The sequence below is a fragment of the Streptomyces paradoxus genome, from assembly GCF_014202475.1.
GTDB lineage: Bacteria > Actinomycetota > Actinomycetes > Streptomycetales > Streptomycetaceae > Streptomyces > Streptomyces paradoxus.
In genome coordinates this window covers 1-13,699 of record NZ_JACHGV010000012.1, presented here as the reverse complement: position 1 = coordinate 13,699, position 13,699 = coordinate 1, and the positions used below count along the sequence as shown (strand labels likewise).

General features: G+C 69.3%; 5 protein-coding genes, 1 tRNA gene and 1 rRNA gene. 1 reads left to right on the top strand and 6 read right to left on the bottom strand.

Annotation, left to right across the window (positions count from 1 at the left end):
* Positions 1-152: 152 nt before the first annotated feature.
* The 3 genes from HNR57_RS31500 to HNR57_RS31490 all read right to left on the bottom strand — a co-directional run bounded on the left by HNR57_RS31500 (position 153) and on the right by HNR57_RS31490 (position 9,502).
* Positions 153-2,924, bottom strand: a complete 2,772-nt coding sequence (locus HNR57_RS31500) for a DNA translocase FtsK (protein ID WP_184565415.1) — start codon at positions 2,922-2,924, stop codon at positions 153-155.
* A gap of 127 nt (positions 2,925-3,051) precedes the next feature.
* Positions 3,052-3,732, bottom strand: coding sequence for a response regulator (locus tag HNR57_RS31495; RefSeq protein WP_184565413.1), 681 nt, complete (start codon positions 3,730-3,732; stop codon positions 3,052-3,054).
* Between the two features lie 307 nt (positions 3,733-4,039).
* Positions 4,040-9,502, bottom strand: a complete 5,463-nt coding sequence (locus HNR57_RS31490) for a HAMP domain-containing protein (RefSeq protein ID WP_184565411.1) — start codon at positions 9,500-9,502, stop codon at positions 4,040-4,042.
* A gap of 381 nt (positions 9,503-9,883) precedes the next feature.
* On the opposite strand from HNR57_RS31490, the gene HNR57_RS31485 reads away from it, so the two are divergent.
* Positions 9,884-12,637: a SpoIIE family protein phosphatase gene (locus HNR57_RS31485; protein ID WP_184565409.1), complete on the top strand. Its 2,754-nt coding sequence runs from the start codon at positions 9,884-9,886 to the stop codon at positions 12,635-12,637.
* Positions 12,638-12,681: 44 nt separating this feature from the next.
* Here HNR57_RS31485 and HNR57_RS31480 read toward each other — a convergent pair.
* From HNR57_RS31480 to rrf, 3 genes are all read right to left on the bottom strand, one after another.
* Positions 12,682-12,757 (bottom strand) — tRNA-Thr (locus HNR57_RS31480).
* 74 nt (positions 12,758-12,831) lie between these two features.
* Positions 12,832-13,494: a DegT/DnrJ/EryC1/StrS family aminotransferase gene (locus HNR57_RS31475; RefSeq protein WP_184565667.1), complete on the bottom strand. Its 663-nt coding sequence runs from the start codon at positions 13,492-13,494 to the stop codon at positions 12,832-12,834.
* A 114-nt stretch (positions 13,495-13,608) separates the two neighbouring features.
* Positions 13,609-13,699, bottom strand: a 5S ribosomal RNA gene (rrf, locus tag HNR57_RS31470); the annotation flags it as partial.

Genomic DNA, 13,699 nt, shown 5'->3' with positions numbered 1-13,699 from the left:
ACATTCCGATGGTGGGCTCGCTGGTTGTCGCTTCCCTCAACTTGACGTACGCCGAAGGGAAACGGTTGCTCGATGATCCCTTACGGGTGAGTCACGATCCGGACACCCGATTGCAGTACCGCCACACGAGGCGATCACCGTGCCCCGTTTCCCTACCCTTCAGACTCCCCCCGGATCAGGGCGAGCACGCCATCCAGCTCATCAGGCTTCACAAGAACGTCACGAGCCTTCGAACCCTCGCTCGGTCCGACGATGTTCCGGGACTCCATGAGGTCCATCAGCCGGCCGGCCTTGGCGAAGCCGACGCGCAGCTTGCGCTGGAGCATGGACGTCGACCCGAACTGCGTGGAGACGACCAGTTCGGCCGCCTGGCACAGCAGGTCGAGGTCGTCGCCGATGTCCTCGTCGATCTCCTTCTTCTGCTTGGTGCCCACGACGACGTCGTCCCGGAAGACCGGCGTCATCTGGTCCTTGCAGTGCCGGACGACGCCCGCGATCTCCTCCTCGGTGACGAAGGCGCCCTGCATACGGGTGGGCTTGTTGGCCCCCATGGGCAGGAACAGCCCGTCGCCCTTGCCGATGAGCTTCTCGGCGCCCGGCTGGTCGAGGATGACCCGCGAGTCGGCCAGCGAGGAGGTGGCGAACGCCAGCCGCGAGGGCACGTTCGCCTTGATCAGGCCGGTGACGACGTCCACCGACGGCCGCTGCGTGGCGAGCACCAGGTGGATGCCTGCCGCGCGCGCGAGCTGCGTGATGCGCACGATCGCGTCCTCGACGTCGCGCGGCGCGACCATCATCAGGTCGGCGAGCTCGTCGACGATGACCAGCAGATACGGATACGGCTGGAGCTCGCGCTCACTGCCCTCGGGCGGTTTGACCTTGCCCTCGCGCACGGCCTTGTTGAAGTCGTCGATGTGCCGGTAGCCGTAGGCCGCCAGGTCGTCGTAGCGCAGGTCCATCTCGCGCACGACCCACTGCAGCGCCTCGGCGGCCCGCTTGGGGTTGGTGATGATCGGCGTGATCAGGTGCGGGATGCCCTCGTACGCGGTCAGTTCGACCCGCTTGGGGTCGACCAGGATCATCCGCACGTCCTCGGGTGTCGCCCGCATCATGACCGAGGTGATCAGGCAGTTGATGCAGGACGACTTGCCGGAGCCGGTGGCGCCGGCGACCAGCATGTGCGGCATCTTCGCCAGCGAGTGCATGACGTAGCCGCCCTCGACGTCCTTGCCGAAGGCGACCAGCATCGGGTCGTCGTCCTCGGCGGACTCCGCCAGGCGCAGGACGTCGCCGAGGTTGACCATCTCCCGGTCGGTGTTGGGGATCTCGATGCCGACCGCGGACTTGCCGGGGATCGGGCTGATGATCCGCACGTCCGGGCTGGCGACGGCGTAGGCGATGTTCTTGGTCAGCGCGGTGATGCGCTCGACCTTCACGGCCGGGCCGAGCTCGACCTCGTAGCGCGTGACCGTCGGCCCGCGGGTGAAGCCGGTGACACTGGCGTCCACCTTGAACTCGGTGAAGACCGTCGTCAGCGACTCGACGATGAGGTCGTTGGCGGCGCTGCGCGCCTTGCCCGGGCCGCCGCGCTCCAGCAGGTCGAGGGACGGCAGGGAATACGTGATGTCGCCGGAGAGCTGGAGCTGCTCCGCGCGCGGGGGCAGATCGCGGGGCTCGGCGGGCGGGGCCTTGGTGAGGTCGCGGACGCCCGCCTTCGGCTTCTGCGGCTCGGGCTTGTCCTGCTTGGCCTTGTCCTGCTTGGCCTTGTCCTGCTTGGCCTTGTCCTGCTGGGGGCGCGCGGCCGGGACGGGCGTCGGCGTGGTCGCTTCCTGGTCCCCCACCCGTACGCCCTGGGTGAGGTCGGCGACGATCGGCGAGGGCGGCATGCCGTGCAGCACGGCCCCGTCGAGCGCGGCGGCGGCCGCCGCCGCGACGTCCACGGCGTCCCTGGGCCGGTCCATGTCGGGCTGCGGCACCGCCGAGCGGCGGGGGCGGCCACGGCGCCGGGAGAGCGCCTCCTGCTCGGCGCTGTCCGGGTCGTACGCGGCCGGCGCCGGCGCGCGCCTGCCGCGCGGGCGCGCGGGCAGCGCCTCGCGCCACTGCTCCTCGTAGCGCTCGTCGTCGTCCTCGGCGAAAGCGAATTCATCCTCGGCCGGATCGCGGAGGATGCCGAGACGCACCCCGAGCAGCCGCAGCCGCTGCGGGATGGCGTTGACCGGGGTGGCCGTGACGACCAGCAGCCCGAAGACGGTCAGCAGCACCAGCAGCGGCACGGCGAGCACGTCACCCATGGCGTACGACAACGGGGTCGCCATGGCCCAGCCGATGAGACCGCCGGCGTCCCTTATGGCCTGCATGCCGTCGCCGCGCGCGGGTGAGCCGCACGCGACGTGGACCTGGCCGAGCACGCCGATGACGAGCGCGGACAGGCCGATGACGATGCGTCCGTTGGCCTCGGGCTTCTCCGGGTGGCGGATGAAGCGCACGGCGATGACGGCGAGGAGTATCGGCACGAGCAGGTCGAGCCGGCCGAAGGCGCCGGTCACCAAGATCTCGACGAGGTCGCCCACAGGGCCCTTGAGATCGGCCCAGGTGCCCGCGGCCACGATCAGCGCGATACCGAGCAGCAGCAGGGCGACACCGTCCTTGCGGTGAGCCGGGTCGAGGTTCTTCGCCCCCTGCCCTATGCCGCGGAACACGGCCCCGACGGCATGCGCCACGCCGAGCCACACGGCGCGCACGAGGCGGTAGATGCCACCGGTGGGACTGGGGGCCGGTTTGGGCGCGACCTTCTTGGCCGCGGCCTTCCGGGCGGGCGCCTTCTTCGCTGGAGCCTTCTTGGCGGCGGCCTTCTTCGCCGGAGCCTTCGCGGCCGCCTTCTTCGCGGGCGGCGGCTTCTTGGCTGCGGAGGGACGTGAGGCCATGGGTGTGAGGTTACCGGGGGAGACGACGAGGGACACGCGTGTCCACCGCTTCACCCGTTCGTGTCGCTCCGGGAGAGGCACGAAACTGACGCGCGGTCACGCGCGGGCAATCCCGCCTGCGCACGCGTCAGTTCTGCGAGGACACCGAGGAGGCGCTCCCGGTGCCCGGCTCCAGCGCGTCCAGCGCCCGCCGCAACCCCGTGAGCTTGCGCTCCAGATGAGCCGCCGTGGCCACCGCGGCGGCGTCCGTCGACTCGTCGTTGAGCTGCTTGGTCAGCGCTTCGGCCTGCTCCTCGACGGCCGCGAGCCGTGCGGAGAGCTCCGCGAGCAGCCCGGCCGACTCCTTGGCCTCGCCGCCCGCGTCCTTGCCGTTGCCCTCCAACTGGAGCCGCAGCAGCGACGCCTGCTCCCGCGGCTGGCAGTTTTTCATGTACAGCTCGACGAAGACCGAGACCTTCGCGCGCAGCACCCACGGGTCGAACGGCTTGGAGATGTAGTCCACCGCGCCCGCCGCGTAGCCCCGGAAGGTGTGGTGCGGGCCGTGGTTGATCGCCGTGAGGAAGATGATCGGGATGTCCCGCGTCCGCTCACGGCGCTTGATGTGCGCGGCCGTCTCGAAGCCGTCCATGCCCGGCATCTGGACATCCAGCAGGATGACCGCGAAGTCGTCCGTGAGCAGCGCTTTGAGCGCTTCCTCCCCGGACGATGCCCGCACCAGCGTCTGATCGAGCGCAGAGAGGATCGCCTCCAGCGCCAGCAGATTCTCCGGCCGGTCATCGACCAGGAGGATCTTGGCCTTCTGCACCATGGCCCGCCCTCCTCGCCCCGGCGTGGGGCCTCCCCTGTCCGCAGGACCTGCGGCAGCACCGGTGGGTGCCGCCCCAGGGGACGACTCCCTTGCGCCGCCCGTCCTTGTGCCGGTCATCGTAGCCGCACCCTGCCCGTCGCCACACCCTGTCACCGTGATGTCACTGTGCACGTAGCAGAAACGCAGCAGGAGACCAGAAGGTTCCCCAGATCTTGTACTTCTACACGACTATGCGCACACCGAGTCGGCAACTCCGCGTGAACACCGAACCTTCCCGGCATGGTCGCGCAACTGCCCAACGTTCCCCTCATTCCCCTCGCATCCACTGATCCATCACCGTCAGCAGGTGATCGGGGTCGACGGGCTTCGTCACGTAGTCGGAAGCGCCCGACTCGATCGCCTTCTCGCGGTCGCCCTTCATCGCCTTGGCGGTCAGCGCGATGATCGGCAGCCCGGCGAACTGCGGCATCCTGCGGATCGCCGTGGTCGTCGCGTACCCGTCCATCTCGGGCATCATGATGTCCATCAGCACGACCGCCACGTCGTCGTGCTGCTCCAGGACCTCGATGCCCTCACGGCCGTTCTCCGCGTACAGCACGGACAGACCGTGCTGCTCCAGGACGCTGGTCAGCGCGAAGACGTTGCGGATGTCGTCGTCGACGATCAGGACCTTCTGGCCGCCGAACCGGATGCCGCGGTTCGTCCTCGGCGCCGGCTCCTGCTCGGACGGACTCCACTGCTCCAGCTGCGCGGGGCGGGGCGGCAGCTCGGGCATCCTGCGGCGCCGCCGGAACAGGGCGGCGGGCCCGTTCTGCGTCTCGCGGTACGACGTCACCTCGGCCGGCGTCTCGACCTCCACGTCCGACAGCTCGGACGTCGACGCCACCAGGTCGCCGGCCTCCAGGGCGGGCAGCTGCTGCTGGTAGCCCTGTGGCGGCAGTTCACTGGGGTGCAGCGGCAGATACAGCGTGAACGTCGAACCACGGCCGGGCTCGCTCTGCGCGTAAATCTCACCGCCGAGCAGCTGCGCGATCTCCCGCGAGATGGACAACCCGAGGCCCGTACCGCCGTACTTGCGGCTGGTGGTGCCGTCGGCCTGCTTGAACGCCTCGAAGATCACCCGCATCTTGCTGGACGCGATGCCGATGCCCGTGTCGGTCACGGAGAACGCGATGAGCCCGGCGTCCGGATCGGTCAGCGACCCGGTCTCCAGCAGCTGCTCGCGGATCTTCTGCGGCACGTCGTCCCGCGCCGGCCTGATGACCAGCTCCACCGACCCGGAGTCGGTGAACTTCACCGCGTTCGACAGCAGGTTGCGCAGCACCTGCAGCAACCGCTGCTCGTCGGTGTGCAGCGTCGCCGGCAGCTCCGGCGAGACCCGCACGGACAGGTCCAGGCCCTTCTCCGCGGTCAGCGGCCGGAAGGTGGCTTCCACATAGTCCACGAGCTGGACGAGCGCGATCCGCGTCGGGGAGACGTCCATCTTGCCCGCCTCGACCTTCGACAGGTCGAGGATGTCGTTGATGAGCTGGAGCAGGTCCGAACCGGCCCCGTGGATCGTCTCGGCGAACTCGACCTGCTTCGGGGAGAGGTTCCCCTCGGCGTTGTCGGCGAGCAGCTTGGCCAGGATCAGCAGCGAGTTGAGCGGCGTACGCAGCTCGTGCGACATGTTCGCCAGGAACTCGCTCTTGTAGCGCATCGACACCGCGAGCTGCTCGGCGCGCTCCTCCAGGACCTGCCGCGCCTCCTCGATCTCGGTGTTCTTCACCTCGATGTCGCGGTTCTGCTGGGCCAGCAGCTCGGCCTTCTCCTCCAGTTCGGCGTTGGACGCCTGGAGGGCCTTCTGCCGCTGCTCCAACTCTGCCGACCGCTCCCGCAGTTGCTCGGTCAGCTCCTGCGACTGCGCCAGCAGCAGCTCGGTCTTGGTGTTGACGGAGATGGTGTTGACGCTCGTCGCGATCATCTCGGCGATCTGGTTCAGGAAGTCCTTCTGGATCTGCGTGAACGGTGTGAAGGACGCCAGCTCGATGACACCGAGCACCTTCCCCTCGAACAGCACCGGCAGCACGATCACCTGCGCGGGCGGCGCCTCGCCGAGCCCCGAGGAGATCTTCAGGTAGCCGCTGGGCGCGTTCTCCACCAGGATCGTGCGCTTCTCCGTGGCGGCCGTCCCGATCAGCGCCTCACCGGGCTCGAACGACGTCGGCATCGAGCCCATCGAGTAGCCGTAGCTGCCGAGCATGCGCAGCTCGTACTGGTCGTCGTCCGCGGCGTTCATGTCCTCGCCGTCGACGAGCGGCATCGCCAGGAAGAACGCGCCGTGCTGCGCGGAGACTACCGGCGTCAGCTCGCTCATGATCAGCGAGGCCACGTCCTCCAGGTCGCGGCGGCCCTGCATCAGCGCGGAGATCCGGGCCAGGTTGCCCTTGAGCCAGTCCTGCTCCTTGTTGGCGATCGTGGTGTCGCGCAGGTTGGCGATCATCTTGTTGATGTAGTCCTGGAGCTCCTGGATCTCCCCGGACGCGTCCACGTCGATCTTCAGGTTGAGATCACCGCGGGTCACCGCGGTCGCCACGCGCGCGATGGCGCGCACCTGCCGGGTCAGGTTGCCGGCCATCTCGTTCACCGACTCGGTCAGGTCCCGCCAGGTGCCGTCCACGTCACGCACGCGTGCCTGGCCGCCGAGCTGCCCTTCCGTGCCCACCTCGCGGGCGACCCGGGTGACCTCCTCCGCGAAGGACGAGAGCTGGTCGACCATCGTGTTGATGGTCGTCTTCAGCTCCAGGATCTCCCCGCGCGCGTCGATGTCGATCTTCTTCGTCAGGTCACCCTTGGCGATGGCCGTGGTCACCATGGCGATGTTGCGCACCTGGCCGGTCAGGTTGGACGCCATCTGGTTCACGGACTCGGTGAGGTCCTTCCACGTACCGGCCACACCCGGTACGTGCGCCTGGCCGCCGAGGATGCCGTCCGTGCCCACCTCACGGGCCACCTTGGTGACCTGTTCGGCGAACGAACTCAGCGTCTTCACCATCGTGTTGATGGTGTCGGCGAGCTGCGCCACCTCGCCACGCGCCTCGATGGTGACCTGCCGCGTCAGGTCACCGTTGGCGACCGCCGCCGAGACCTGGGAGATGTTCCGCACCTGAGTGGTGAGGTTCTTCGCCATCAGGTTGACGTTGTCGCTCAGGTCCTTCCAGATGCCCGTGACACCCGGCACGTGCGCCTGGCCGCCCAGGATGCCCTCGGTGCCCACCTCACGGGCCACCCGGGTCACCTGCTCGGCGAAGGACGACAGCTGGTCCACCATCGTGTTGACGGTCGTGACGAGCTCGAGGATCTCGCCCTTGGCGTCGACCGTGATCTTCTTCGACAGATCACCCCGCGCCACCGCGGTCGTGACCTCGGCGATGTTGCGCACCTGGATGGTCAGGTTGTTGGCCATGCCGTTCACGGACTGGGTGAGGTCCTTCCAGGTGCCGGAGACGCCCTGCACCTCGGCCTGGCCGCCCAGGATGCCCTCCGTACCCACCTCACGGGCCACACGCGTGACCTCTTCGGCGAACGACGACAGCTGGTCCACCATCGTGTTCAGCGTGTTCTTCAGCTCCAGGATCTCCCCGCGCGCGTCCACGGTGATCTTCTGCGACAGGTCACCCCGGGCCACCGCCGTGGCCACCTGGGCGATGTTGCGCACCTGGCCGGTCAGGTTGGACGCCATACCGTTCACGGAGTCCGTCAGGTCACGCCACACACCGGCCACGCCGGGCACCTGCGCCTGACCGCCCAGCCGGCCGTCCGTACCCACCTCGCGCGCGACCCGGGTCACCTGGTCGGCGAAGGCCGAGAGCTGGTCGACCATCGTGTTGATGGTGTTCTTCAGCTCCAGGATCTCCCCGCGCGCGTCGACGTCGATCTTCTGCGACAGGTCACCCCGGGCCACCGCCGTCGTCACCTGCGCGATGTTGCGCACCTGGGAAGTGAGGTTCCCGGCCATCGAGTTGACGGAGTCGGTGAGCTCCTTCCACGTGCCCGAAACGCCGTCCACCCGGGCCTGACCGCCGAGGCGGCCCTCCGTGCCCACGTCCCGGGCCATCCGCGTCACCTGGTCGGCGAAGCTCGACAGCTGGTCCACCATCGTGTTCACGGTGTTCTTCAGCTTGAGCATCTCGCCGGAGACGTCGACGGTGACCTTCTGCGAGAGGTCGCCGTTGGCCACCGCCGTGGTCACCTGGGCGATGTTCCTCACCTGACCGGTGAGGTTCCGGAACGCCGTGTTGACGGAGTCCGTCAGGTCCTTCCACGTACCGGCCGCGCCCGGCACCTGCGCCTGACCGCCCAGCTCACCCTCGACACCGATCTCTCGCGCCACACGCGTCACTTCGGCACCGAAGGCGGACAGCTGGTCGACCATCGTGTTGACGGTGTTCTTCAGCTCCAGCATCTCGCCGGCCACGTCCACCGTGACCTTCTGCGACAGATCACCATTGGCCACCGCCGTCGTCACCGCGGCGATGTCCCGCACCTGAGTGGTCAGATTCCGGAAGACCGTGTTCACCGAATCGGTGAGGTCCTTCCACGTCCCCGCCGCACCGGGCACGTTCGCCTGACCGCCGAGCTGCCCCTCGGCCCCGACCTCGTTGGCCACACGCGTGACCTCGTCGGCGAAGATCCGCAGCGTCTCGGTCATCTGGTTGATCGTGTCGGCGAGCTGCGCGACCTCACCGCGCGCCGGCACGGTCACCTTGCGCGACAGGTCACCGTTGGCGACCGCGGTCGTCACCTCCGCGATCCCGCGCACCTGGGCCGTGAGGTTCCCGGCCATGGTGTTCACCGAATCGGTCAGTTCCTTCCACACACCGGCGACACCCGGCACCTGCGCCTGGCCGCCCAGCGCACCCTCGGTGCCCACCTCACGGGCCACCCGCGTCACCTCGGAGGAGAACGCCGACAGCTGGTCCACCATCGTGTTGACGGTGTTCTTCAGCTCCAGCATCTCGCCGGCCACCTGCACGGTGACCTTCCGCGACAGATCGCCCTTGGCGACCGCCGTCGTCACCAGCGCGATGTCCCTCACCTGGGCCGTGAGCCGGTACGCCATCGTGTTGACGGAGTCCGTCAGGTCCCGCCACGAACCAGACATGCCCCGGACACGCGCCTGCCCGCCCAGCTTGCCCTCGGTGCCCACCTCACTGGCCACACGCGTGACCTCGTCGGTGAACGTCGACAGCTGGTCGACCAGGTTGTTGACGGTCCGCCCGACCTTCAGGAACTCGCCCCGCAGCGGCTGGCTGTTCCCGTCCGGCACCTGCGTCCGCAGCTCCATCCGCGGCGACAGATCACCCTCCGCCACCGCCGACAGCACCCGGCCGACCTCGGAGACCGGCCGCACCAGGTCGTCCACCAGGGCGTTCGAGTTGTCGATCGCCGTCGCCCAGGAGCCTTCGCAGGCTCCCGTCTCCAGCCGCTCGGTGAGCTTGCCCTCACGACCGACCATGCGCCGCACCCGCGACAGCTCACCCGTCAGATGCAGGTTGCGGTCGGCCACCTCGTTGAAGACCGCCGCGATCTCGGCCATCACGCCGTCGCCCGACACCGTGAGCCGCTTGCGGAAGTTCCCGTCCCGCATCGATACCAGGGCCGCCATCAGGCGGTTCAGGGCCGCCGTGTCCACCTCGGTCGTGCCACCGCGCACCTTGCCCTGGTTGATCGGGGACTGTCCGCCTTTCGCGCGCGTCTTCTTGCCACGCGTCGCTGCGCCAGACTCCACTGTGTCCCTCCCGCAGGGGTCGACCGTCTCTGCTGTGCTCGGGTACCACGCTCGGCGTACCAGTTACTACTGCGTATTCTCTGCCCTGCATACCAGGCCGTTTCCAGGGGGCTGCTGCCCAAGGTCACCTCCGGGCACACAGCCTGCCCTGACCTTCACAAGAAGCTTGCCCAGTGTTTCACCCTGGCCGAACCAGGCCATAACAGTTCGGCAGCTTCGCACATCGTCCGCACACCCTCCGGACGGAAACACTGCAGACCGGCATCCGCAGGGACCGCGAAGGTAAGTAACCTTGCATCCGGCTGTCCAGCCGCGCCGGTCCGTCCGGCCTGGGCGGTGGCACGAAGACGAGCGGGCATCGGAGGGGCGGCCGCACACAACATGACCACCGGACTGATCCCGGGGGGACAGCCCCCGGACCCCCGGCCGACAGGCGCCCTGCCGCAGCAGCGGCGGGAGCCGGCCGGCCATGCAGCCCAGCACGTCGAGAACCGGTCGAGGAGTTCTGTGATCACCGCGCGCGCGGCCGCCAGTTTCGAGCCCGTCGGCCGATCGGTCGCGAGCGCCCGCTCCTTCGTCCGCGACACCCTCCAGGGCTGGGGTTTCGCCGACATCGTCGACGACGCCGTCGTTCTCACGAGCGAACTGGTGACCAACGCCGTGGTCCACGCCGGCACCTCCGCCGACGTGCTCTGCCTGCGCAGCGACGAGGGCGTCCGCATCGAAGTGGCCGACCGCTACCCCGAACGCGAGATCCCCCTCCAGGCGACGGCCGTCAACATGGGCAGCCCCGACCGCGAGGGCGGCCGCGGCCTCCAGCTGTGCGCGGCCCTCGCCGGCCGCTGGGGCGTCGAGTACATCCCCACCCACAAGACCGTCTGGTTCCAACTGGACCTGCCCGCACGCGCGGTGGGCACCCGCGCGGCCGGCCCGGCCCTCCCCGCCGACCTCCTCCCCCTCGCCGACAGCCGGGTCCGCGTGGCCGTCGTCCAGGTCGACCGCACCGGCCACATCTCCGCCTGGAACGAGGACGCCGAGGAACTCTTCGGCTACCCGGCCGAGCAGGTCACCGGCAAGCCCCTGACGGACCTCGCGGCCTGGCCGCACACCCCCGGCACCAGCACCGGTATCGCGGAGGCCCTCCGTCTCTCCCGCTGGGAAGGCAGCTACGGCATCCGCGCCGCCACCGGCCGCGTCACCCCCGTCTACGCCTCCCACCTGCGTGTCCGCGACACCGGCGGCGAACCGTCAACCGTGTGCCTCCTGGTACGGGACCACGAACGGGCAGTTCTGCAGACCCCCCTGCGCGGCCCCGCCTCCGACTCCTCCTCCGGCTCCGAGGGCCAGAACACCGACCCGTTCGAGGTCTTCATCGGCTCCCCCGCCCCGGACGACCTCGACGGACTCCTCCAGCGCACGGTCGAGCGCGCCCGCGACATGCTCGACGGCGACTCGGCATTCCTCCTGCTGGCCACCGACGACGAAACGGAACTGGAGGTCCGCGCCTCCACCGGCCTCCCCTCCGCCCGCCAGCGCTTCGCCCGCGTCCCCGTCGAAGCCGGCCCCGGCCGCTACGGCTCGGCCCGCATGCCCGCCGTCCACGACGACCTGACCGCGGTCCCCGGCGCGGTACCGCTGCTGAACGGCACGGGCATGCGCTCGGTCGTCACCGTCCCGCTGAAGGTGGAGGGCCGCCTCACCGGCTCCCTCGGCGTCGCCGCCGAAGCCCCCGCCAGATACTCCAACGAGGAGGCCCTGCGCCTCCAGTTCGCCGCCGACCGCATCGCCCTCGCCGTCGAATCGGCCCGCCTGGGGGAACTGGAACGCCTGCGCCGCGGCTCCCTCAGCTTCCTCGTCGAGGCCTCCGACCTGCTCGCCGGCACCCTGGACCGCGACCAGACCCTGGCCCTGATGGCCCAGATGACCGTCCCGACCCTCGCCACCTGGTGCGCCGTCTACACGATCGCCGACCAGGCCTCCGAGCCCTACCTCTCCTACGTCCTGCACGAGGACGAGGAACTCATCGACGGCATCAAGTACCTGCTGTCGAAGGTCCCCGCGCCCGACCCGGTCCCCACCCCCGGCGCCCGCGTGTGGACGGCCCCCGCCGAGGTGGCCCACCAGGCGGCCCTGCGCAGCTCCATGCGCAGCCTCGGCCTCAGCGGCAGCCCGACCCGCCAGGTCACCCCCGGCATCGGCCCCACCCTCGCGACCGCCTCCGCCGTAGGCGGCGAGACCGTGGTCCTGCCGCTGGTCGCCCGCAACCGCGTCATCGGCATGCTGACCCTCGGCAAGCCCACCGACGAACACTTCCGCCAGGAGATCCTGGAACTGGCCGAGGACCTCTCCCGCCGGGCCGCCCTGGCCCTGGACAACGCCCGCCTCTACTCGGAGCGCACGGCGATCAGCCAGTCCCTCCAGCGCAGTCTCCTGCCCCCGGAGCTCCCCGAGATCGAGGGCGTCGAGGTCGAGGTCATCTACCGCGCCGCCGGCGAGGGCAACGAGGTCGGCGGCGACTTCTACGACGTCTTCCCCATCCGCGACGGCGCCTACGGCTTCGCCATCGGCGACGTCTGCGGCACGGGCCCGAACGCGGCAGCGGTCACCGGCCTGGCCCGCCACGCCCTGCGCCTCCTGGCCCGCGAGGGCCTCACCGGGCCCACGGTCCTGGAGCGCCTGAACTCCGCGATCCTCGACGAAGGCGCCCGCAGCCGCTTCCTCACGCTCCTCTACGGCGAGATGCGCCCGCAGGAGGACGGCAGCGCGGAACTGAAGGTCGTCTGCGCCGGCCACCCGCTCCCGCTGCGCCTGCGCCAGGACGGCACGGTCGAACCGGCCGCGGAACCTCAGCCGCTGCTGGGCGTCATCGAGGACCTGGAGCTCTACGAGCAGACCGTCACCCTCGACCCGGGCGATGTCCTCCTGTGCGTCACGGACGGCGTCACCGAACGCCGAGAGGGCGCCCGCATGCTAGGCGACGACGGCCTCGCCGACGTCCTGACGACCTGCACGGGCCTCACGGCCGGCGCGGTGGCGGCCCGCATCATGCGCGCGGTGGAACGCTTCGCGTCGGACGCCCCTTCGGACGACATGGCGATCCTCGCCATGCGCGTCCCCGGCCTCCACAAGGACTAGGGAAACGCAAAAGGCCCCACCCGTGAGGGTGGGGCCTTTCTTGCTGGAGCCCCCAAGCGGAATCGAACCGCTGACCTTCTCCTTACCATGGAGACGCTCTACCGACTGAGCTATAGGGGCCTGTTGCTTTGCGAGGTCTCCCCCGCGGCAACGGAATAGATCATACCCCGAACAGACCCGTGCTCCCAACCACGTCAGAAGGCTGGCTGAAGAAGCCCCCCGAGGGCGTTGCAGGCCGACACGATCCGATGCATGTCCCGCTTGGTCAGCGACGCGTCGACGGGCAGCGCGAGAGTCTCGTCGGAAGCCCGCTCGGTCTCCGGCAGCGCAATACACCGGCGGAATTCCGGCAGTCGGTGCACGGGCGTCTTCACCGGCACGCGGCACTCGACTCCCCTGGCCCGCACGGCCCGCGCGAAGGCGTCCCGATCGGGCCGCCCATTGCCCGGAACCCGCACGACGTACTGCTGATAGGTGTGCCCGTCACCGTCGTCCGGCGTCCGCACACCCCTCAACTTGGCGTCGAGATAGGCCGCACGCTCCCTGCGCTGGGCTATCTCGTCGTACGGCGCCTCAGATTCCCCGTGCTCCAGCACCAGCAGCCCGTGCCGCTGCCCGAGGGCGTGCAGCCGAGCGATGTCGGCGAGCCGGCCGAAGCGGTGGACTACGACCACGGCCGCGGTCCGCGAGGTGACCGCTGCTTCCACAGCAGCGGCGTCGAGGCAGTAGGTGGCGGGGTCTATGTCCGCGAACACGGGCAGAGCCCCGGCCATGGTCACGGCCTCGGCGATCTCGATGTTCCCGAAGGCCGGCACGACGACCTCGTCACCGAGTCCGACCCCGGCGGCCCTGAGCATTGCAGCAGTACCCATGCTGTGGATGCTCGTTGCGCAACGTGAACTTCAAGTGACGCGCAACAAAAAAGGGTTGGACCCGGAACCGAAGTTCCAGGTCCAACCCTTTCAATGATTGTTCGGCGGCGTCCTACTCTCCCACAGGGTCCCCCCTGCAGTACCATCGGCGCTGTAAGGCTTAGCTTCCGGGTTCGGAATGTAACCGGGC

Excerpts from the sequence above, each read along its gene's own strand:
- HNR57_RS31485 (WP_184565409.1), top strand. The coding sequence starts at position 9,884 with ATGACCACCGGACTGATCCCGGGGGGACAGCCCCCGGACCCCCGGCCG.
- HNR57_RS31475 (WP_184565667.1), bottom strand. The coding sequence starts at position 13,494 with ATGCTCAGGGCCGCCGGGGTCGGACTCGGTGACGAGGTCGTCGTGCCG.
- HNR57_RS31495 (WP_184565413.1), bottom strand. The coding sequence starts at position 3,732 with ATGGTGCAGAAGGCCAAGATCCTCCTGGTCGATGACCGGCCGGAGAAT.
- HNR57_RS31500 (WP_184565415.1), bottom strand. The coding sequence starts at position 2,924 with ATGGCCTCACGTCCCTCCGCAGCCAAGAAGCCGCCGCCCGCGAAGAAG.